16 protein-coding genes and 2 pseudogenes are annotated in these 21,309 nt (G+C 51.3%); 16 read left to right on the top strand and 2 right to left on the bottom strand.

From position 1 onward, the window contains the following. Positions 1-80: 80 nt before the first annotated feature. The 4 genes and pseudogenes from CGZ75_RS07255 (at position 81) to CGZ75_RS07240 (ending at position 5,591) form a co-directional block, all read left to right on the top strand. The gene (locus CGZ75_RS07255; protein ID WP_425436444.1) at positions 81-1,124 is read left to right on the top strand and encodes an IS630 family transposase; all 1,044 of its coding nucleotides are present in this window, start codon (positions 81-83) and stop codon (positions 1,122-1,124) included. 904 nt (positions 1,125-2,028) lie between these two features. After that, positions 2,029-2,583, top strand: a pseudogene (locus CGZ75_RS26330) (transposase); the annotation flags it as partial. A gap of 83 nt (positions 2,584-2,666) precedes the next feature. Further along, a pseudogene (locus CGZ75_RS25735) lies at positions 2,667-2,855 on the top strand (IS3 family transposase); the annotation flags it as partial. A gap of 2,157 nt (positions 2,856-5,012) precedes the next feature. Continuing rightward, the gene (locus CGZ75_RS07240; protein WP_089523546.1) at positions 5,013-5,591 is read left to right on the top strand and encodes a hypothetical protein; all 579 of its coding nucleotides are present in this window, start codon (positions 5,013-5,015) and stop codon (positions 5,589-5,591) included. A gap of 190 nt (positions 5,592-5,781) precedes the next feature. On the opposite strand, the gene lexA is transcribed toward CGZ75_RS07240, so the two are convergent. Continuing rightward, entirely contained in the window at positions 5,782-6,405 is a 624-nt protein-coding gene (gene lexA, locus CGZ75_RS07235) for a transcriptional repressor LexA (RefSeq protein ID WP_089523545.1), read from the bottom strand. Between the two features lie 306 nt (positions 6,406-6,711). Between lexA and CGZ75_RS25575 the strand changes: the two genes are divergently transcribed. From CGZ75_RS25575 to CGZ75_RS07215, 4 genes are all read left to right on the top strand, one after another. Next, positions 6,712-7,137, top strand: coding sequence for a LysM peptidoglycan-binding domain-containing protein (locus CGZ75_RS25575; protein ID WP_141136688.1), 426 nt, complete (start codon positions 6,712-6,714; stop codon positions 7,135-7,137). Positions 7,138-7,289: 152 nt separating this feature from the next. Continuing rightward, positions 7,290-7,478 (top strand): DUF896 domain-containing protein, encoded by a 189-nt coding sequence (locus tag CGZ75_RS07225; RefSeq protein ID WP_089523543.1) that lies wholly within the window; start codon positions 7,290-7,292, stop codon positions 7,476-7,478. A 38-nt stretch (positions 7,479-7,516) separates the two neighbouring features. Beyond that, on the top strand, positions 7,517-8,029 hold the full coding sequence (locus CGZ75_RS07220) for a hypothetical protein (RefSeq protein WP_089523542.1): 513 nt from the start codon (positions 7,517-7,519) through the stop codon (positions 8,027-8,029). Positions 8,030-8,204: 175 nt separating this feature from the next. Further along, entirely contained in the window at positions 8,205-8,990 is a 786-nt protein-coding gene (locus CGZ75_RS07215; RefSeq protein ID WP_089523541.1) for an HAD family hydrolase, read from the top strand. Positions 8,991-9,075: 85 nt separating this feature from the next. Here the strand turns inward: CGZ75_RS07215 and CGZ75_RS07210 are convergent, their stop codons facing one another. Further along, a complete protein-coding gene (locus CGZ75_RS07210) occupies positions 9,076-9,618 on the bottom strand; it encodes a 1,2-dihydroxy-3-keto-5-methylthiopentene dioxygenase (protein ID WP_089523540.1) in 543 nt (180 codons plus the stop codon). 164 nt (positions 9,619-9,782) lie between these two features. Here CGZ75_RS07210 and metH point away from each other — a divergent pair, with 164 nt between their 5' ends. The 8 genes from metH to CGZ75_RS07170 all read left to right on the top strand — a co-directional run bounded on the left by metH (position 9,783) and on the right by CGZ75_RS07170 (position 21,221). After that, entirely contained in the window at positions 9,783-13,223 is a 3,441-nt protein-coding gene (metH, locus tag CGZ75_RS07205; RefSeq protein WP_089523539.1) for a methionine synthase, read from the top strand. Between the two features lie 58 nt (positions 13,224-13,281). Then, the gene (gene rnz / locus CGZ75_RS07200) at positions 13,282-14,235 is read left to right on the top strand and encodes a ribonuclease Z (protein ID WP_089523538.1); all 954 of its coding nucleotides are present in this window, start codon (positions 13,282-13,284) and stop codon (positions 14,233-14,235) included. A 253-nt stretch (positions 14,236-14,488) separates the two neighbouring features. Continuing rightward, positions 14,489-16,771, top strand: a complete 2,283-nt coding sequence (locus CGZ75_RS07195; RefSeq protein WP_089523537.1) for a DEAD/DEAH box helicase — start codon at positions 14,489-14,491, stop codon at positions 16,769-16,771. Further along, complete coding sequence (locus CGZ75_RS07190) at positions 16,768-18,276, top strand: ribonuclease H-like domain-containing protein (protein ID WP_176444712.1); 1,509 nt, start codon at positions 16,768-16,770, stop codon at positions 18,274-18,276. Before CGZ75_RS07195 ends, CGZ75_RS07190 begins: the two co-directional genes overlap by 4 nt. Then, the gene (locus tag CGZ75_RS07185; RefSeq protein WP_245850736.1) at positions 18,273-19,109 is read left to right on the top strand and encodes an HAD-IIA family hydrolase; all 837 of its coding nucleotides are present in this window, start codon (positions 18,273-18,275) and stop codon (positions 19,107-19,109) included. The genes CGZ75_RS07190 and CGZ75_RS07185 overlap by 4 nt, the downstream gene beginning before the upstream one ends. Positions 19,110-19,168: 59 nt before the next feature. Continuing rightward, a complete protein-coding gene (locus tag CGZ75_RS07180; protein WP_089523535.1) occupies positions 19,169-19,987 on the top strand; it encodes an Fpg/Nei family DNA glycosylase in 819 nt (272 codons plus the stop codon). A gap of 2 nt (positions 19,988-19,989) precedes the next feature. After that, positions 19,990-20,835, top strand: a complete 846-nt coding sequence (locus tag CGZ75_RS07175) for a deoxyribonuclease IV (protein ID WP_089523534.1) — start codon at positions 19,990-19,992, stop codon at positions 20,833-20,835. Beyond that, positions 20,832-21,221 carry a cyclic-phosphate processing receiver domain-containing protein gene (locus tag CGZ75_RS07170; RefSeq protein ID WP_089523533.1) on the top strand — a complete coding sequence of 130 codons (390 nt, stop codon included), beginning with the start codon at positions 20,832-20,834 and terminating at the stop codon, positions 21,219-21,221. The genes CGZ75_RS07175 and CGZ75_RS07170 overlap by 4 nt, the downstream gene beginning before the upstream one ends. Positions 21,222-21,309 lie beyond the last annotated feature (88 nt).

Raw genomic sequence — 21,309 nt, 5'->3', positions numbered from 1 at the left:
CTATATAGAGCGCAAGTGAAAAACGAACAAAGTCAGGCTTACCACCAAAGTGGGTAATGAATAGTAACAAGAACCCGGTGGTGATGAAAATGAGTACTGCAGAAATGGAGAAACTCAATGTGTCCATGAGAGAAACTTCAGATAAACGGCTTTACGAGAGATACCTGGCGGTCCGTCTTCGCTTTGAAGGTCACTCGTTTGAGGAAATCGGCCATTTACTCAATCGCACGCGCCAAACGATCAGCCTCTATTGGCAAGCGTATCAAGAACGTGGTCTTGCCGGGCTGGAAATGGATCATTCTCCCGGACAACCGACAAAGCTCACGGATGAGCAACGCAGCCAGCTAGGCGCCATGCTGGAGCAGAAAACCCCAGTCGATGTTGGCTTTGAAGCGCGTCACACCTGGACACTTCCGCTGGTAGCCGAGTGGATCAAGATGACGTTTGGTGTCACCATGAGCGTACGCGGTATCAGCGCGATGCTGGGACGCATGAACTTCAGCTTTACCAAAGCGACCTATTCGCTGGTTAGAGCCGATGCGGATGCCCAAGCCCTTTTCCGCAAGCAAACGTTCGCTCAGCTCAAGAAACAGGTGGAAGCCGAAGAAATCGATCATCTGCTGTTTGAAGACGAATCCATGATTCGCTCCTATCAAGCGCTGCAATACAACTGGTTCCCACGTGGCAGGCAACGCAAAGTGCCGACTTACGGCAAGCATGAAGGAGCCAAGTTGTTTGGGGCGATTAACTACGAAACCGGACAGGTGCATCATCGAGAAGAAGAGAAAGCGGATGTAGCGGCTTTTGTTCGCTTTCTTGAAGATCTACTTTCTGTGTACCCGTCGGGAAAAATGGCCTTGATCCTGGACAACAGCCGCATTCATCATGCTAAAGCGTTACAGCCGTTTCTCAAAAAACATCCTCGTTTGCAGTTGGTCTTTCTGCCGCCTTACAGCCCGAACCTGAATCCGGTGGAAGGCTTGTGGCTATGGCTCAAAGCTGACGTAGTCAATAACGTATTCTTTGAAAAATTCTATAAGATCAAGCTTCATGTGAGTCAATTTATGAATCGAATTAATAAGAATCCGATGGAAACCATCGATCGTCTGCTTGTTTGGTTATGATCTTAAGTGCGCTCTATATAGCAGTTACTGTATTCGTGGTTGGGAAAATGATCGGTACTTCATAACGACTAGTCTGACCCGGTAAAATGCTGCCCGGGTCGGGGGGAGGAGAATTTCCATCAAGCGCATTTAAACCGAGCCTGTAGCTATTTGTATTATTGTGAATGACAAATCCTTGTGTGGCAGATATGACGGGACCGTTGGATCCATTACCATCACCATCACTGGGAAACATACTCGTGACTATGACCAATAAAATAAACAAACGAGAATTAAACCCATAATAAAAGTCCTCCAATTCTTGTACTTTAATCAAATTGTATGTAGAAGGAAGACTTTAAGACTCGGATACACCTACGACAGCAGCGTGCAAATCCGGCCGGGGACGATCCCTCTAGCCCCTACGGGCTACACCTACCGTCAGATGCAAGGCTTTATCGCAGCTGCAAATACCGCGTGCCTGTTTGCAGGTAAAGATGGTGTGCTGCGTTTCAAACGTTTCCGCGGCTGATGTACGAACATGGGGAGTGGACAGGCTGGGAGGCGTTTAAGGCAAAAGTGCTGGGGCTGTCGGCGCAGTGATATAATGTGAAGAAGAAGATGTACGTTTAAACCTTATCGGTGACATATAGTGTTGGGTACCTCTCATCATAACTTGAACGAGTGTCAACCTGTCCATCAGTGGTTGCATAAATGGTAGCACCCATATCGCAATGTTACGACAAAATCACCATAAGTAAGGCCTGATATATAGAGATAATAATAGATCGTAGCTGACGTTGTAAAAGGCCAATCTGTTTTAAGCTCAAAATGAGATGTTCCGCCGGGTTCAATACTAAAATAGGGGCCAGGAGTTGGGTCATGCGCATCACCTGTACGATACAGGTATCGTAGCGTGTGACGGATGAAAGAACGGTATGGGCCCTGTCCCATAGAGTGTTTAAGCCCGCTGACCTTTAATGAACCGCACCCCAAAAGTTGGACACATGCTATACTAGTCCAGGCGAAGGGGTGCGGTTTTTCTATTATGAGTAGGTACAACATGGAAATTCGACAAAAGGTTGTTCATGAAGTTCTTAAACATGGTTTATCGGAAAATGAGGCAGATCGTAAATACGGAATGAACCATGCAACTGTCAATCAGTGGGTGGCCGCCTACATCAATAATGGTGAATATGGCATTGTAGATAAAGCGACTAAGCGTACTTTCACCGGTGAACAGAAGTTATTTATTCTTGACGATATGCAAAACTATCAATTGAGTTATAAAGGGGCCACTAAGAAGCACGGAGTAGCAGATAGTGCAATCCGTAGATGGCAGCGTCAGTTCCTCAAAGAAGGCGTTGACGCTCTTTATATAGAACGTCGTGGAAGTAATAGGGGGAGTAATCCCTCCATTCAAGCAATGGCATCTAACGTAGATTCTACAGTGGATATGGAGCAAGAAAATAGACGTTTGCGCATGGAAGTTGATTACCTAAAAAAGTTACATGCCTTAGTTCAGGAAAAGCGAAAGTGCCGTATAGTCATAAGCTCACGTTCCATTCAGACCAAGGGTGGCAGTATCAACATTAACATTACCGCCATACTCTTAAAAAGCACGGAATTATTCAAAGCATGTCTCGAAAAGGGAATTGCTTTGATTATTATTATAATCATCGTAGAACGAAGGAAAAACTAAGTGGACTGTCTCTAGTAGATTACCGGCTACAGTCCACAAACGCAGCTTAAACTTTTCGGGGTCAGTTCAATTGGTCTGCAGGCTTGTTTTTGTTTATAGTCTATCGTAGACACGCATAATTCTGCCTTCAGTCTGTTCAAAGATAGGCCCTTGGATTATAGTACTCTCAAAGCCTGCCCCAAAATAAATGGTCCTGTACATCGCCGTGCTAAGACTCCCTACAGAAGCACCATCATTACCAACTACAGCATAAGTCACTCGTGCAACGGTAGCTCTACGGGGTATGACTAAAACCTCATAACGATAGAATCCTCCAGGAGGAATGGTGTGCTGCGCTGGCAGGGGAGGTTCAAAATCTCCCGACAGTGAGATTGTGGATAGCCTATACGAAGAATCGTTCCGGATCTCGAATCTTAGTGAAGCTGCGATGGAGGGAAAACCGTTATCTGGCTGAATGGGAAAAGTACGGTTCGACTCTTTACAAAAGGTTTGTGCAACAACCACTATCAAAATAAACAGAACTAGAATCATACCTATATTCATTCAATTTTCCTCCAGTGGCATTCTATCAATATCATATGAGGAATCCATAGAGTGGTTCGGGCTATGAAAACATTTAATGCCCGCTGACCTTGTGGTCGGTGGGCCAGGAATGTTTATTCATTAAAATCTCTGAACTATAGTTAACTGTAGATATTTAAAATTGGATTAAAGCTAACTGGGCCAGTTCTTGTAACGAGCGATATCGGGTGTTGAATATTTCTGAATGCTGCACCAGAGGTCGAGAAATTCCGCATTGTAAAAATAAGATCTCCGCGATTTAAACCGTTTCTTATTGCAGCGTACGTGGCGGTGGCATTTGTAGTGTAGACGCTTCTTGTGACTTCAAAGCGAGCGCTACTTAATGGAAGAATAGTTTCAACTTCTGGACTCGGGCTTGCCTCCCCGGTTAAATTAGTTAAAATGAACGTGTAGAAGATGCTATTGTTGATTATGGTGAACCTCGCCTGAAAAAACTCTTGAAACAATCACAAACAAAATAAACAAAACCAAAACGGTTCCTAACTTCATATCAAGTTCTTCCTATGGCGTTATACCAACATCATATGAGGAATTCGTAGAATGGTACTGGCTTAACTTGATGAGAATGTACGTTCGGACTAAAATTGACTCAGGAGCGTGATAACTCATGAGGAGGTTAACGGATACAGAGCGCAATGTGTTGCGCGGCTTGATATAGATTGATGCGAAGGTATTTCAGCGCTAATCGTGTCTTGAGGGCTTGGGAAGTTGATAAAACCGACCTTTTGGATAGACAAAAAGCCTATCGACATTAGCAGTCGGCGGGCGGATCACCAAATAATAATTAACTGCCCCAAAATTATGATACTTATTTAACTATTTCGGAGATAGACGTAGGTGTTTCCGTTATTAAGGGTATAACCGATACCTTTTTTTAAATAAATTGCAGTTGAAGGTACATATGTGCTTATTGTCATATCTACTCTAAAACTTCCAATAACTATACCGGTCATCGATACTACGTCGTAAACAACACGGGCTACTTTTACATTTCCAAATATAATAGTGCTTACCTCAAAGTGATAGATTTGCCCGGGCAGGATCACGTGTAGAGGAGGAGGGGGTGGGCGAAGTCTCCCCACAAACTCGTTGAGACTAATGTGAGACCTGGATTCTCAGTTACATTGATTATATCGAATCGACGAGCTGCTTCGCCATTTCAAAGCTCATTGTATTCCGCACTCCTTTGCTGTTACATCAATATTACTATGAGGAAAGAGGCAGATTGGATCAGGCTATTCAGCAAGATTAGTACACTTATTTATCGATCCAGGAGGATCGATCTTGAGGGCTTGATTTCCATAGCTTCACGAATAGATTTGAAGTTAGTTGACATTAGGTGGAGGTCTTTTCGCGGATTGTCAACGCTAAACTATGATCAGCGCGGCTTGTTTTAGAATGTCTTTTTTCATTTTGAGCTGCAGTAATTTCAGATGAGGAATCCATAGAGTGGTTCGGGCAACTGCATCAGAATCCCTTGGTCCTAGCGGGCTGAGGGGTTTTTCTTTTTGTGTTCTGAATGCCTCTTTTGCCGCATATTATTTGTACCTACAGACGTTATACAGGTTCCATTGGGCCTTTAGGCTTCAATTGGACTTGAGCGATCGGTTAGGAGGTGACGGGGCATGGTTCGGATCAAAAAAAGCGGATTAAGTTCACCGCTGAGAGCGGTAATGCTTGCAAGAACAGCAGGCAGCATGCTGCCTCTTTATCGGGAGTTTGTACGGGATCGCCAATTTTCCAGGCGCTGGTCACAAGCGGTAAAGGAAGCAGATTTGGATACGTTGCTCCTGCTTTTTCAGGAAAAAGTTCCTTTTGCTGTGTTGGATGCGTTCAGCACGAACGGGATCGGCTTTTTTGCCGATTTCAGTTATCCGGCTCCGCTTAATAGCTACACCAACGCAACATCGATCATTCCCGGTACGGCACAGTTCACATTCAGCTCCACCGCGTTACGCAGGATCTCAACTGCCATTGTACCTCTCTATCGCAAACTGTCGACAAGCCGTTTGTTCGCGCGTCATGCGGCAGATGCTGTGAAACGAGGCGATGATGAAAAGCTAGACCGCCTGCTGCGGCCTTACGTACGAAGTCGCTTCCTGGTCGATATTCAAATCAAATCATCTGGATTTCAGCTGAGCTTTAAGTTCCCTGGTAGCAATCTGATCTACCAGAATAAATTTTTCTTTGATAAGCTGCCTTGATCCTCTAGAAGGCTCACATATAGGGAAAGATGTAACGGAGGCAGCTCGAATCGTGCGAATAATAGGAACCTTTGACAAAAAAACGCGCACTCTGTCAGAGTGCGCGTTTCGTTGAATAAAGGCATAAAAACGGGGGTAATGGAGGAAACTCACCCCTTAAATCAACCGCATTGGACACCGTAGGACAAGCCTAGTGGAAGTCGCGGAAAAGGCCGATGACCTTGCCGAGGATACTTACATTCTTCAGACGGATTGGCTCCATGGAGGAGTTCTCCGGTTGAAGACGGATATGATCCTTCTCTTTGTAGAAGGTCTTGACGGTAGCTTCATCGTCTTCTGTCATGGCAACGACGATATCTCCGTTGCTCGCAGAAGATTGCTGGCGAACGATGACGTAGTCGCCGCTATGTATACCAGCCTCAATCATGCTCTCTCCCACAACGCTCAGCATGAACACTTCATGATCTCCGACAAAATGAGCGGGGAGAGGGAAGTACTCCTCGATGTTCTCGGTAGCAGTAATTGGCAAGCCAGCGGTAACCTTGCCTACAACAGGGATCTTGCTGACAGAAGTCGGGAACGGAAGCTCAGACGGAGAGTCGCCGTCGAGAATCTCGATTGCTCTCGGCTTCGTTGGATCGCGGCGGATCATACCCTTCTTCTCCAGGCGGTCCAGATGGCCGTGAACGGTAGAGCTGGATGCAAGACCTACCGCCTCGCCGATCTCACGTACAGAAGGCGGATAGCCCTTTTCCCGCACTTCATTCTTAATGAAGTCGAGTATCGCCTGTTGGCGGTTGGACACTTTAGACATCGCACTCACTCCAGAATAGTTTTAGTAGACGATAGCTTTTTCAGAGTATAGCACAGAACCCGAGTTCGTACAAACATAAGTTCGAGAAACAGTTGTTCGTAAATTACGGAGAAACAAGCATAAGTTTGGAGTAGCTTAAGCTCCTATACTCCGGAAAAATAACAGACCGTGATTTTAAGAGATTGCTTGTTCGAAAAACAATAGAAAGTTGAATAATTTCTGCGAACAAACGTTCCAGAAATACATTGACGGAAACAAATGTTCGTGCTAAGCTGATACCAGAACAAACGTTTGGGAGTGGATCTCATGTTGACGTTATCGGGATACAGCAGTAGTGATCGATCAGGCGCAGTTTCTCCGTCTACACACACACAGTCTTTGACTTCTTCAATGGAACAGTCTTATCGCGGCAGATCGAAGTCTTCCGCTTCTTCATATTCTTTCGGGCATGCTCGGCGTATGGTTCCTTGGCTAGTTGCTGCGATGTTGTTCGTTCTTCTTCTGACAAGCCTTTGGGGATTCACTCAAGCCAGCAGCTCGGAGATTGCCCCGTCCGCTCCTGATGAGATGAGCATTACCGTAACGAGTGGTGATACGCTCTGGTCTATTGCTGCAACTTACAATATATCGGATGATATCCGCGAAGGTGTGTTTTGGCTTAAGAAGCGTAACGGCCTAGCATCAACTTCCATTGATCCAGGTGACAAGCTCATTATCCCTCTCATCAACTGATTTTTTCTTACATTGACTAACAGTTAATTTCTTGCTTTCACTTACCGCCCTCGGACTTTCATCCAGAGGGCTTTTCGTATTCTTGACATGTCCCTTCTCATCGTTCAAAGTTAGAAGGAAAAGGATTTTTACAACGGGGGGAGGGACCGACAATGGACATCAACGCTCTGATCGCTCGAATCAATGAGCTCTCGCGAAAGCATAAAACAATCGGGCTTACGCCTGATGAAGCCATAGAGCGTACCCGCTTGCGCCAGGAATACTTGAATAATTTCAAGCGCAATTTCAAGCAGCAGCTGGATACTATTGAATGGGTAGATGAAGAAAAAAAAGAAGACTAAGTTAGGCATACTTATTTCACATTTGGAGGTCAAAGAATTTGTCACGTTCCTGGGAACGCAAAATCCGCCGCAACTCATCGCAATTGAACAAACAACGCAAAAAAAGTGGTCAAGATCTATTTAAACCCAATGCCGGTAAAGTTGATCCTACCGCTCCGGTCCGTTTTAAGGGCCGCAACTATATTTCCCCAATTTTGCTTGTCTCTGTTGTGGTCTTGTTCTCTCTTCTCCCTACAGAAAAGGGGAGCGGTTCACAAAGTTGGTTGCTCGTTGCCGCTTATGTAGCGTTGGCAGTGCTGTTTTTCCTTCGTCGTCCCTATCTTCAGGTCGGATCAGACCATGTGCAGACGAGGCGTATGATGGGAGACAAACGGCTCAACAAAGATGAGATCAAGAGCATCTCGGTTCAAAAGGGTTATGTTGTTATCCAGCCAGTAAAGGGTGGAAATTGGGTGTTCTCCCGAGTGATGAACCGTTATCCGATCGAGCAGATGGGTGAAAGTCTTGAGCAGATGGCCGCAGCGCATGGGATTCGTTTCGATAGGCAATAGTGAAATACTTTGCTTCAACCGAGTGTAAATTAGCTGTATGAAGCAATAAGGATGCAAGAGTAGACCTGAAGTAGTACGATTTGTGGACGGCATTAGTATGATAGACCGAAAGCAGCACGAGACATGGTATGCATGCAGCAACTCATCATACGCAGTGCGGGGGAGAGAACGGAACATGGCAAAAAAAGCGGTGTTATTTGATCTTGATGATACGCTTTTATGGGACGAGCGTAGTGTGGAGGAGGCTTTTCGGGCTACTACAGACTATGCGCAAGAGCAGTGCGGAGTAGATCCTGTCAAGCTGGAAGAAGCAGTCCGCAGCGAAGCGAGAGCGCTGTACAGCGCCTATGAGACGTTCGATTTCACCAAGCTGATTGGTATCAACCCTTTCGAAGGACTGTGGGCTAACTTCACTGGTGGAGAGCATGAGTCTTTCCGCAAGCTGCAGCAGTTGGCTCCCGGCTACCGCAAAGATGCCTGGACGCGTGGACTCGCAGCACTTGGCATCGACAACGCCGAGCTTGGCGCCGAGCTGGCTGAACGATTCCCGGCCGAGCGGCGCAAACGGCCGATCGTTTACGAAGAGACCTTCGAGGTGCTTGATGCTCTCAAGGGCAAGTACAAGCTGTTGCTACTTACGAACGGGACGCCGGATTTGCAAGAGGAGAAATTGCTCGGCGTTCCGGAGCTGACGCCTTATTTTGATGAGATCATCATCAGCGGCAACTATGGAATGGGTAAGCCAGATGCCGGTATTTTCCGCCATGCACTGGAATGTATCGGAGTTGATCCGGAAGACGGAATCATGGTCGGTGATAAGCTGACAACGGATATTCTGGGCGCAAACACGATTGGAATGACAAGTGTTTGGGTCAACCGCGACGCCAAAACCCGTACAGATGAGATCATACCGGTGCATGAAATTTCTCGATTGGACCAGCTAATTCCGCTGCTTGGCTAACATATAAACAAATGAAACGGACCTGTACACCCTTACTTAGGGGTGTGACAGGTCCGTTTCATTTGTAACCCTGTTGTAGGAAAGGTTAGGCTTTTTGGAATTGTGGGTCCGAATAATTGTGGGCGATCCAGCCATCTTTTTCGATGAACAGGCGCACCGCGACGATTTTACGATTATCCATCAACGTGAAGAAGTGCGGTTTGTTTTCTGGGACGGAGATGACATCTCCAGCTTGGAGCTCGACGTCGAAGTAACCAACATCATCAGTGCCCTTAATGATGAAAATACCACGACCTGCGGTAATCGCGCGGATCTCGTCTTCCGTATGAGTATGCACGTTCTCGAACTTCTGGAGCAGTTCATCCAGGTTTGGCGTCGATTCCGACAGCGTGATGATATCCCAGATCTGATAGCCGCGGCGGCCCGCCAGATCGCGGATTTCGGAATCGTATGTTTCGAGAATGCGGGCTTTTTCCTCGTCTGTCAGAACGAATTTCTCGCGCAGCGACTCGTCCAGCTTGTCCGAATCCCAATGCTCATAGAGAACTTCTTGGGAATCTAGAAATGCCTTGACCTGCTCTTCACCGGAAATGCGCTCGTCGGTATTGCGGATGCGAATTTCAGCCACGATTAATTCCCTCTTTTCCAATTGGTATGAATTGAATATTGCTTTATCCCCTATTATAAAACATCTTTTTTCTTCCCGCTAGTTGTCGATGAGAGTTCTTTTCAGTCGCCGATTCTTCTGCTACACTAATCTTTAATGATTTTTGGGGGGAAGGGTGTAGAGAGTTGTCGAAGCCGACTTTGCACGAAATGCTGGAAAAGCGCATCCTCATTATGGATGGAGCTATGGGCACGATGATTCAGCAGGCCGATTTGGCTGCGGACGATTTTGGCGGCGAGGAGCTGGATGGCTGCAATGAAATGCTTGTCCTGACCAGACCCGACGTAATTCGCACCATTCATGAGCAGTATCTTGAGGCCGGAGCTGACCTGATTGAGACGAACACGTTCGGCGGTGCAAGCATCGTACTTGCCGAGTACGATATTCCGGAAAAAGCCCGCGAAATTAACCTGGCTGCAGCCAGAATTGCCCGCGAAGCGGCTGATAAGTACAGTACGCCCGAGCATCCGCGTTTTGTTGTGGGCGCTATTGGGCCTACGACCAAAACGCTTTCCGTTACAGGTGGCGTCACTTTTGAAGGCCTTGTAGAGAGCTATATGGAGCAAGCGGTTGCCCTTATCGAGGGCGGCGTGGACGCCATGCTGCTGGAAACTTCTCAGGATACGCTGAACGTCAAGGCTGGCAGCATCGCCATCCGTCAGGCTTACGAGCAGACCGGCGTGCAGCTGCCACTGATGATTTCGGGCACGATCGAGCCGATGGGCACGACGCTGGCTGGACAAAACATCGAATCTTTCTACATTTCACTGGAACATCTCAATCCGATCTCCATCGGGCTTAATTGTGCGACGGGTCCGGAATTCATGCGCGATCATATCCGTACGCTTAGCGACATTTCCCATGCGGCGATCAGCTGTTATCCCAATGCCGGCCTACCTGATGAGAACGGCCAGTACCACGAGTCCCCTCAGTCGCTTGCAATCAAAATGGGCGCTTTTGCCGAGCAAGGCTGGCTAAATATCGCCGGAGGCTGTTGTGGAACGACGCCAGCTCATATTCGGGCGCTTGTTGATAAGATGGCGAACTACCCGCCACGCCCACGGAGTGGCTCACATGCTCCAGCCGTGTCCGGCATTGAGACCGTCTACATCGAGCCGGATAATCGGCCATACATGGTCGGCGAGCGCACGAATGTGCTCGGTTCCCGTAAGTTCAAGCGGCTCATCGTCGAGGGCAAATACGAGGAAGCGGCTGAGATCGCTCGCGCTCAAGTAAAAAAAGGCGCCCATGTCATTGACGTCTGCCTACAAGACCCTGACCGCGACGAGACCGAGGACATGCGTCTCTTTTTGGAGATTGTCGTTAAGCTGGTGAAGGCTCCACTCGTCATTGATACGACTGACCCGAAGGTCATCGAGCTGTCTTTGAAATATTCCCAGGGCAAGGCGATTATCAACTCGATCAACCTGGAGGATGGCGAGGAGAAGTTCCAGCAAGTCGTCCCGATTATCCACAAATATGGCGCAGCTGTCGTCGTTGGTACGATTGATGAAACCGGCCAGGCGATCAAGCGAGAGGACAAGCTGGCAGTTGCACAGCGTTCCTATGATCTGCTCGTCAACAAATACGGCTTGCAGCCCGAGGATATTATTTTCGACCCGTTGATGTTCCCTGTCGGCACTGGTGACGAGCAATACATCGGCTCCGCTGAAGAGACGGTTGAAGGCATTCGTCTCATCAAGCAGGCGATGCCGCGTTGTCATACGATTCTCGGCATCAGTAACATCAGCTTTGGACTGCCGGAGGCGGGCCGTGAAGTACTGAACTCGGTTTATTTGTACGAATGTACCAAGGCTGGACTGGATTATGCCATCGTTAATACCGAGAAGCTGGAGCGTTACGCATCCATCCCGGACCATGAGCGGAAGCTGGCAGAGGATCTCATTTACCGAACTAATGATGAGACGCTGGCGGCGTTTGTCGCTGCATTCCGCGAGAAAAAAGTCGAGAAAAGGGATAAAACATCCAGCCTGCCGCTGGAAGAGCGCTTGGCATCGTATGTAGTAGAAGGCACTAAGGAAGGGCTTATTCCTGACCTGGATGTGGCGATGCAGAAGTACAGCCCGCTCGAAATCATCAACGGCCCGCTGATGAAAGGGATGGAAGAAGTCGGCCGACTGTTCAACAAAAACGAGCTGATCGTGGCCGAAGTGCTGCAGAGCGCCGAGGTGATGAAGGCGTCCGTTGCGCATCTGGAGCCGTTCATGGAGAAAGAGGAGTCCTCGGTCAAAGGCAAGATCATTTTGGCCACCGTCAAAGGCGATGTACATGACATCGGTAAAAACTTGGTCGAGATTATCCTTTCCAATAATGGGTATCATATCGTAAACTTGGGAATTAAAGTTCCGCCAGAGCAATTAATCGAGGCTCAGCGCCGAGAGAAGGCGGATGCGATCGGTTTGTCCGGTCTGCTGGTGAAATCTGCGCAGCAAATGGTCATTACGGCGCAGGATTTGCGCAATGCCGACATTGACGTGCCAATTATGGTTGGAGGAGCGGCACTGACCCGCAAATTCACCAAAACGCGCATCATTCCCGAGTACGATGGTCTTGTGCTTTATGCTAAGGATGCGATGGAAGGGCTGGATTTGGCGAACAAGCTGATGAATAAGGAGCATCGCTCTGTCATGGAGAACGAGCTGGCCGAATTTAAAGCTTCCGGAGGCGTTGCGGTGGAGGAAAAGCCAAAGCTGCCTGAACTGACGCGCGCGGTACGCAGCGGTATTTCACAGAATGCGCCTGTATTTATTCCACCTGACTTGGATCGCCATATTTTGCGCAACGTTCCGATCCCTCAGATTGTTCCCTATGTGAATATGCAGATGCTGCTTGGTCATCATCTTGGCGTTCGCGGGAAAGTTGAGGAGCTGCTCGAAAAACGGGATGAAAAAGTGATGGGTCTAAAAGACACCGTTGACACTATTCTCTATGAAGCGGCCCGAGAAGGAATCGTGAAAGCGCAAGGTATGTATCGCTTCTTCCCAGCGCAATCCGACGGTAATGACATTCTCGTGTACGATCCTGAGGATCAGACCCGTGTTTTAAAGCGCTTCAACTTCCCTCGGCAGCAAGTGGAGCCTTATCTATGCTTGGCGGACTATTTGCGCAGTGTTGATAGCGGCGTTATGGACTATGTAGGTTTCCTCGTCGTTACAGCTGGAGAAGGCGTGCGGGAGCTGGCTAGCTCCTGGAAGGACAAGGGGGATTACCTGCGTTCCCATGCTCTGCAGTCCGTTGCACTTGAGGTCGCGGAAGGTCTTGCGGAGCGCGTTCACCATATGATGCGGGATGTTTGGGGCTATCCGGACCCACCGGAAATGACGATGAAGCAGCGTCACGGCGCGCGCTACCAAGGCATTCGGGTTTCGTTCGGCTATCCTGCTTGTCCGAATTTGGAGGATCAGGGTCCGCTGTTCGAGCTTATGAAACCAGAGGATATCGGCGTGGAGCTTACAGAAGGCTTCATGATGGAGCCTGAGGCGTCTGTATCAGCAATGGTATTTGCCCATCCAGAGGCGCAGTATTTCAACGTAGACAAAGCTTAGTGCAACGTGCCTGGTTCAAAGCTGTGAAATAGATAGGGATGGAAGGGGAGGCGAAAGCATGGAGCTTACATTTCTCGGTACTGGGGCAGGCAGGCCGTCGAGGCAGCGGAATGTAACCTCGATGGCGTTGACGCTTCCCCAGCCGCGCGGCTCGATCTGGCTGTTCGATTGTGGTGAAGCAACCCAGCATCAACTGATGAACACTCCGATTAAGCTGAACAAAATCGAGGCTGTGTTCATCACTCATCTTCATGGAGATCATATTAATGGTCTGCCAGGGCTGCTTAGCTCTCGCTCCTATCATGCCGGCTCAGGACCGCTGCAGCTCTTCGGGCCGCAAGGGATCAAGGATTATATCGATGCGGTGTTCCGATTGACTTCTTCCCATCTGGATTATGAGCTGATCATTACCGAGCTGGAGGCAGGGGTCATTTATGAGGATGAGGAGCTAATCGTGGAGGCACATCCTTTGAATCATCGAGTTCCTTGCTGGGGCTTCCGAATAGTCGAAAAGGACAAACCTGGCACGTTAGATGCGGCCAAGGCGCGAGAACTCGGCGTACCGTTCGGCCCGCTGCTCGGCCAGCTCAAAAACGGCAGGGATGTCATGCTGCCAGACGGCCAGCTTGTCCGTAGTGGGGATGTGACAGGGCCGGATTTGAGGGGCCGCATCATTGCTATTCTCGGTGATACGGTACCTTGTCACGGAGTTGGTCAATTGGCCCAGGGAGCGGATCTGCTCGTTCATGAGGCTACTTTTCAAGGCGATATGGCGGAAAAGGCCGCTGCCTACGGCCATTCGACAACTCTGCAAGCGGCTGAAGCGGCTCGTGCAGCAGGTGCGCAGAGATTGTATATGACTCATATCAGCAGCCGTTATCGCGATGAGGATATGGTTGCCTTGCTGCAGGAGGCACGCTCCGTGTTCCCGGAATCGTATGCTGGAGCGGATCTGATGTCGATACAAATTCCGCGTCGCGGTGAGTTGCCGCAAGACTCTAGCTTGTCGTAAATGGTAATGAAACAATGGCTCCTACCTCCTAATGAGGCGGGAGCCATTTTTCTGTTTAGTGATAGGGAGCGAAGGACTCGGGTCAAAATTGAGCCCACGTCTAGCGCCAAGCGATTCGACTCGCTTCGTTTAATCTAGTTTAAATTTAATTACATTAAACATAAATGAAGCTAATTAGTAGGGTTCTATGATTGCGAACCGAACATGTATTCTGTACAATAGAAACACTAGAAAGAGAAACGGAGTGAAGCACATGAACCGATGGACGGGCAGAGCGGACGGCCTTGACGATTGGCTGGAGGAGCTGAAGCAGGACCCCGAAATTATGGACCATGTGACGCATTGGCAAACGATCCCTCCACGCGAGGCGCGCGCTAGGGAATTCCCGGACAATCTGCATCCCAAGCTGGCTGACGCCCTCCGCAAAAAAGGCATCGACAGGCTGTTCACCCATCAGGATGATGCCTATCGTGAAGTGCGCGGGGGTCGAAATATTGTTGCTGTGACGCCTACGGCTTCTGGTAAAACCCTTTGTTACAACCTCCCGGTGCTGCAGTCCCTTCTCGAAAATGAAGGGGGCAGGGCGCTCTATCTGTTCCCTACTAAAGCGCTCGCGCAAGATCAGGTCGCCGAGCTGCAAACGCTGGCCGATTTGATGGAGGTTGATCTCAAAACGCATACATATGACGGAGATACACCTCCTCAGGTGCGTCAGGCGATCCGCAATGCGTGTCATATCGTCGTTACGAATCCCGACATGCTGCATTCAGCCATTCTGCCTCATCATACGAAGTGGGTGAAGTTGTTCGAAAATATCCGCTACATCGTCATCGATGAGCTGCATTCATACCGAGGCGTGTTCGGCAGCCATGTCGCCAATGTTATCCGCAGACTGCTGCGCATCTGCCAGTTTTATGGCTCAACGCCGCAGTTTATTTGCGCCTCGGCGACGATCGAGAATCCGCTGGAGCATGCGGAGCGGCTGACCGGTGCACCAATGGCACTTGTAGCTGACAATGGGGCGCCGATGGGCGAAAAGCATTTTATTTTTTATAATCCGCCTGTCGTCAACCAGCAGCTCGGCATCCGCCGCAGCAGCGTTCTGGAAACCCGTCGACTCGCTGCAAAACTGCTTAAACAAGGTGTGCAAACGATCGTGTTCGCGCGTAGCCGCGTTCGTGTGGAACTGCTGCTCACCTACCTCCAGGATGCGGTTAGGGGCAAGCTGGATGATCGGACGATTCGCGGCTATCGAGGCGGGTATTTGCCCAAGCTACGGCGCGAGATCGAGAAGGGGCTGCGCAGCGGGGAGATTCGCGGCGTCGTCAGTACGAATGCGCTGGAGCTCGGCATCGATATCGGCCAGCTGCAAGCTTGCGTGCTCAACGGTTATCCCGGAACGGTGGCCAGTACATGGCAGCAATCAGGTCGAGCGGGTAGGCGTCAGACGAGCTCGGTTACTTTTATGGTGGCGAGCAGCAATCCTTTGGACCAGTACATGATCCAGAATCCGGACTTTTTCTTCAGCGCTCCGCCGGAGCGTGCACTCATTCATCCCGATAATCTGCTCATTCTGATCGACCATGTCAAATGCGCCGCCTACGAGCTGCCCTTCAAGGCTGGAGACAGATTCGGGGGCGAGAGGCTGGAGGACATGCTGGAGTTTCTAACGGAGGAAAAGGTGCTGCATTATGTGAAGGATCGCTGGTACTGGATGGAGCAGAGCTTTCCGGCTCATGGTATATCGCTGCGCTCTGCGGCGCAGGAGAACTTCATTATTATCGATCTGACTGAGGGCAACCGGGTGCTTGGCGAGGTCGACCGTTTCAGCGCACCGACGCTTATCCACGAGGAGGCTATTTATATTCATGAGGGCGTCCAGTATCAGGTCGAGAAGCTTGATTTTCCCGAAAAGAAAGCCTACGTACGCCAGGTGAACGTGGACTATTATACGGATGCGAGCCTAGCCGTAGAGCTCAAGGTGCTCCATTCTGACAAGGAGCGAGTAAGCGGGCAATTGCTGTTGCAATACGGCGAGTTGACGGTTAATGCCAAGCCGACGATTTTCAAAAAAATTCGTCTGCGTACGCATGAGAACATAGGTTCCGGCCCCATTCATCTGCCGGAAGAGGAGCTGCATACGAGCGGATATTGGTTCAGCTTCAGCCCGGAGGCGGCGGCCGACATGGGAACGAATGAGATGCAGTTCGCACTGCTCGGCCTAGCGAATGTGCTTGTGCACATCGCGCCTCTTTATTTGATGTGCGATCCGCTGGACATACGGGTCGTGCCGCAGGTGAAGGCGGTGCATACGCAGCTGCCGACGATCTATTTTTATGATCGGTATCCAGGCGGGATCGGTCTCGCCGAGCGTTTGTACGAGGTACATGATGAGTTGCTGGAACGCGCCAAAGGGCTAATCTCTTCCTGCAGCTGCCTGAGCGGATGCCCGGCATGTGTCGGTCCGATCGAAGAGGTCGGGCTGCTCGGCAAGTCGCAGGCGAGGCAGCTGATCGCACAGGCGGTGCGCTCATGAGCGGAATGCGCGAGCGAATGAACCGGTTGCGCGGCATCAAGCCGCAGACTGAGGAGGCTGAGACGGACGGGCTGCAGTTCGAGGAGGCTGGGACGGCCGGGCTGAATGCCGAGGAGGCCCTGGTGGATGGGTCTCAGGTTGAGGAAGCCCAGGAGAACGGGCTGAAGGCTAAGGGTGCTCAAGCGAATGATCTGAAGGCTGGGGAAGTTCAAGCGGATGGACCAAAGGCCGAGGATGCCCACGCAGTTGGTCCGCGGTCAGGAGCCGAACTGGAAGCTCAGTCGCTTGTTGAAGCGAATACACTCAGCGACGATGCCGGCCCGGAATGGGCGGCGCTCGGTGTGCGCCTGCTCACCGTCGAAGCCGGAGAGTGCTTGGAGAGGCGGCTGCGCCTGCCGCTTTCGCATCGCAGCGGGATTCACCAGCTAGACGAATGGCTGCCGGCTGCGTCCCGCCTAAAGGCATTCCACCCGGAAAGCGGAGGAGTTCCTACGCCAGGAGAGGTGCTTTTCCTTGACCTGGAGACGACGGGGCTCGGCGGAGGAACGGGTAATGTTGCGTTCATGATGGGACTTGCCTATTATGAGTCGGACGCTTTTGTCATTCGTCAATTTCTAATCCGCCATCCCGCTGAGGAGTTGGCGATGTTAACCGAGCTGGAGTTGTTGCTCTCTCGCTTCCGCTGGCTGGCGACATACAACGGCCGTTCATTCGACTGGCCGCTCGTACAAACAAGACTTATTATGAACGGGCTTGGCCGGGAGCTGCCGGAGCTGCTGCATCTGGACTTCCTGCATCCCTCCCGCAGCATCTGGAAAAACACCCTCACTTCATGCAGGCTTAGCCATGTAGAGGAGGAACGGCTCGGCATTTTCCGGCTAGATGATGTGCCGGGCTCTCTGGCGCCAACGCTATATTTCCGCTATTTGGCCGAAGGAGATCCTGCGGTGCTGGAAGGCGTTTTCCGGCACAATGAGCAGGATATGGTGTCGCTGGCATGCCTCGGCATTCGCTTCGGGCAATTGCTCGGCGGCGAGGCCGGCAGCGGGTTCCCGATGCCGGAGGGAGCGGAGGAGCTGCTGCGCACCGGATTATGGCTCGAACGGATGGGCGAGCAGGACGAAGCCGAGCGGCTGTTTGCACTGCTTACCAAGGGAGACTTCGTTCCTCCTGGAGCCTTGCATGGCCTGGCAATGAGGGACAAGAAGGCTGGCAATTGGGAGCGTGCTGTGGTATTGTGGCAGAAAGCTGCGGCCGGCTTCGCTGTGGCTGCGATCCCGGATTGGCAAGCTCATGTCGAGCTGGCTATGTACTATGAGCATAAGGGCAAAAACTTCTCTGCCGCATTGGATTTGGCAGAGGAGGCACTCGTGCTCGCTGTTTCGCATCCGCTTGTTAGGCGGGACGCTCGTAAGCGCAGCGAGCTCGAAGCTCTGCGTCGACGCAGGGATCGCCTGCTCCGCAAGTTTGGCGCAGCCGAAGCAAGATTGGAGGCAGGCAGATGATGGAAAAGCTACAACATGATTTGCCCGGATTGCGTGAGCCGGATCGGCGCATTAGCGGGCTCCTGCTGGATTTGGACGGTACGATCTATCGGGGCGATGAAGTAATCGAGGGAGCGCCAGAGTTAATGAAGGCGCTTCGCGAAGCTGGAGTTCCTTATAAATATGTAACGAATAATTCCTCAGCCAGCCCGGCTGCTGTAGCCCAAAGGCTGAGGGCGATGGGCATCCCCGCGAGTGCCGACGAGGTATGCACTTCGGCTCAGGCTGCGGCTGCCTACGCGGCAGAGCATTATCCTGGCGGTAAAATCTTCATGGTCGGCGAAGAAGGTTTGGCCGAAGAGCTGGAAGGGGCAGGGCTGCAACTGGTCGAGGAAGCTGCCGATGCTGTTGTGCAAGGCATCAATCGCCGCTTCACCTATGAGCAGGCTGCCGCCGCTGTGCGCGAGCTGCTCTCGGGAGCAGCTTACATAATGACGAATCCGGATCTGCTCCTTCCTTCCAAGGGAGGGCTATTTCCAGGGGCTGGTTCGATTGGGGCGATGCTCCAGGCCGCCTCGGGTGTACAGCCGGTACTCATCGGAAAACCTTCGCCAGTGCTGATGGACTATGCGCTCGGCAGGCTCGGTGTGACGAGGGAAGAAGTGTGGGTCGTTGGTGACAATTTGGCGACCGATATTGCTTCTGGAGACAACTCTGGCTGTCGTACTATCCTGGTGCTGACGGGACTTACCGATGCTGCCAACTACGAACGTTATGCGACTGTGGCAAATGTTTCCCCATACGCCTCCTGTGTCAGCCTCGATGAGCTGCGGAGGTATATTTTGCGCGCCTAAGGCGCATAAGTGAGGTACGCGGTACAGAGGATTAACATGAGGAAGGATGCGAACAGAATATGCCGGAATATCCCGAGATGGACCACTACCGGATGCTCGTTGGTACCGCTGTAGCGGGTCAGCGGATCCGATCCGTCCAGGTGGGTCGAGAGAAGTCGCTGAATATACCTGTGGATGAGTTCATCCGCCAGGTTGAAGGCCGTACCATCTGGTTTGTCGAACGCCGAGGCAAACATCTTCTTTTCCACCTCGACAACGGGCAGCGGCTGTTGCTCCATTTGATGCTCGGTGGCTGGATGTTTTTTGGCACGGAAGAGGAAAAGCCGGATCGCACGGTACAGGTGAAGTTGGAGTTCGAGAACGGTAACTTGTACTTTATCGGGCTTCGCCTTGGGTATTTGCATCTACTGACTGCCCGCGATGCCGATGCTCGACTGGCGGCACTCGGCCCAGAGCCGCTGGACCCTCGGTTAACGCTGGAGCGATTCACTGAAAGGCTGATGACCAAAAAGCGCAGCGCGCTCAAAACAGCTCTCGTGGACCAAAGCGTGCTTGCAGGCATCGGCAATTGTTATGGGGATGAGATTGCCTGGCAGGCGGAAGTGCTTCCGAGCGCTCGCATCAGCTCGCTTGAACCGGCAACAATTGCTCGACTTTATGACGCTTTGCACAGCGTGCTGCTGGAAGCTAAGGCTCGCGGCGGATATATGGAGAATCCTTTCCAAACCGGTGATACCGTGACTGGTGGATATAACGATGAGTGCAAGGTATATGACCGTCCGGACGGCGATTGCAGCCGTTGTGGAGGCAAAATTGTGCAAGAGGAACAGGCTTCGCGCAAGGTGTTCTTCTGCCCGAAATGCCAGCGGGATCGCTAACAATGGCGGCCGGCAACCGGCGGGGAGCTCATGTTAGCACTCGTGGCGGGTACCTCGCTGCGGCCCAGCGGGCGTATGCGCTTGGTTGCGGCTCCTTTCAATATTTTCCTAAGAATCCGCGCAGCCTCGGGGTAAAATCTTTCGATCGCAGCGATGCGGCGCGCTGCCTAGAGTTTTGCCGGGAAAAGGGAATCGCCTCCATCGCGCATTCTCCGTATCCATGCAATTTGGCATCGCCGAGTGCGGAAGTTAGAGAGCGGACAGCTTTGTCGCTGCTGAATGACCTCGACATCGCGGAGAGCTGCGGCTCGCTTGGCGTTGTTGTTCATTTTGGAGTGTACAAAGAAGGCGATCCCTTGGAAGGTTACAGGCTGATGATCGCGACGCTGGATTCTATCACGGAGCGCTGGCAGGGGAGCTGTCGTCTGCTGATCGAAAATCAAGCCGGCAACCATGGCTTCATGGGCATGACGCTGGAGGAGCTGGTGCAGATCCGCTCCCTCTGTCGCGAACCGGACAAGCTGGGCTTCTGCCTGGATAGCTGCCATCTGTTCGCGAGCGGTGTATGGGACGGAAGCCCAAGCCCCGCTTGGGCTTCGAGTCCCGCTGGACAAGCGGCTAAGGACCATGTACTCGCGCTGCATGTCAACGGCTCGGTGTATGCGAGCGGATCGCGTCGCGACCGCCACGCTAGACTGGGCGAAGGAGAGCTTGGCATGGCCGGCATCGCCTGGCTGCTGGAACATTTTCCAGGCGTACCCGCCGTGCTTGAGACCGCTTCAGATGCGGACGGAACCCATCTGCAGCAGCTACGCAGGATGCTGGAAGAGGAGGAGAAGCTCGGATGATTCATCTGTATCTGGATGATTTTAGACACTGCCCGGAGGGATTCATGCTTGCACGGACGGCAGAGGAGTGTATTGTCCTGCTGCAATCCGGTGAGATTGGCATGCTTTCTCTTGATTATGATTTGGGTTGGAACGAGCCGACCGGTTACGAGGTCGCTTCCTGGATCGCGGACAGCGGGAGGTTCCCGCGCGAAATCTATCTGCACACTTCGAGCGAAGCTGGGAGACAGCAGATGTACAAGCGTTTGTCCGACGCGCTGCCGACTGGCGTAACGCTGCATGGCGGTCCTCTGACCGACGAAGCGCTGAAGAAGGCACTGGAGACAGGCGGCGATAGCAGTACGGCATCCATTGCAAATTCGGAGGCGGCTGCCGGAGAAGGCTGAGCGTTTTTTCATCATTCTCGTATTTTCATTTTCATCAACAATCGTCCTACGGACGATAAGGCTTATCGCTTGCAACAGGGGGAATGAG

Origin of the sequence: Paenibacillus herberti (genome assembly GCF_002233675.1) — a bacterium.
Classification (GTDB): domain Bacteria; phylum Bacillota; class Bacilli; order Paenibacillales; family Paenibacillaceae; genus Paenibacillus_O; species Paenibacillus_O herberti.
This window is presented reverse-complemented; position numbering and strand designations above follow the sequence as displayed.

What these genes read in the sequence shown, in the direction of transcription:
- CGZ75_RS07175 (WP_089523534.1), top strand. Translation starts at nt 19,990, where the DNA reads ATGGCGGCCGGCAACCGGCGGGGAGCTCATGTTAGCACTCGTGGCGGG.
- CGZ75_RS07195 (WP_089523537.1), top strand. Translation starts at nt 14,489, where the DNA reads ATGAACCGATGGACGGGCAGAGCGGACGGCCTTGACGATTGGCTGGAG.
- CGZ75_RS07170 (WP_089523533.1), top strand. Translation starts at nt 20,832, where the DNA reads ATGATTCATCTGTATCTGGATGATTTTAGACACTGCCCGGAGGGATTC.
- CGZ75_RS07190 (WP_176444712.1), top strand. Translation starts at nt 16,768, where the DNA reads ATGAGCGGAATGCGCGAGCGAATGAACCGGTTGCGCGGCATCAAGCCG.
- CGZ75_RS07180 (WP_089523535.1), top strand. Translation starts at nt 19,169, where the DNA reads ATGCCGGAATATCCCGAGATGGACCACTACCGGATGCTCGTTGGTACC.
- lexA (WP_089523545.1), bottom strand. Translation starts at nt 6,405, where the DNA reads ATGTCTAAAGTGTCCAACCGCCAACAGGCGATACTCGACTTCATTAAG.
- rnz (WP_089523538.1), top strand. Translation starts at nt 13,282, where the DNA reads ATGGAGCTTACATTTCTCGGTACTGGGGCAGGCAGGCCGTCGAGGCAG.
- CGZ75_RS25575 (WP_141136688.1), top strand. Translation starts at nt 6,712, where the DNA reads ATGTTGACGTTATCGGGATACAGCAGTAGTGATCGATCAGGCGCAGTT.
- CGZ75_RS07240 (WP_089523546.1), top strand. Translation starts at nt 5,013, where the DNA reads ATGGTTCGGATCAAAAAAAGCGGATTAAGTTCACCGCTGAGAGCGGTA.
- CGZ75_RS07215 (WP_089523541.1), top strand. Translation starts at nt 8,205, where the DNA reads ATGGCAAAAAAAGCGGTGTTATTTGATCTTGATGATACGCTTTTATGG.
- CGZ75_RS07185 (WP_245850736.1), top strand. Translation starts at nt 18,273, where the DNA reads ATGATGGAAAAGCTACAACATGATTTGCCCGGATTGCGTGAGCCGGAT.
- CGZ75_RS07225 (WP_089523543.1), top strand. Translation starts at nt 7,290, where the DNA reads ATGGACATCAACGCTCTGATCGCTCGAATCAATGAGCTCTCGCGAAAG.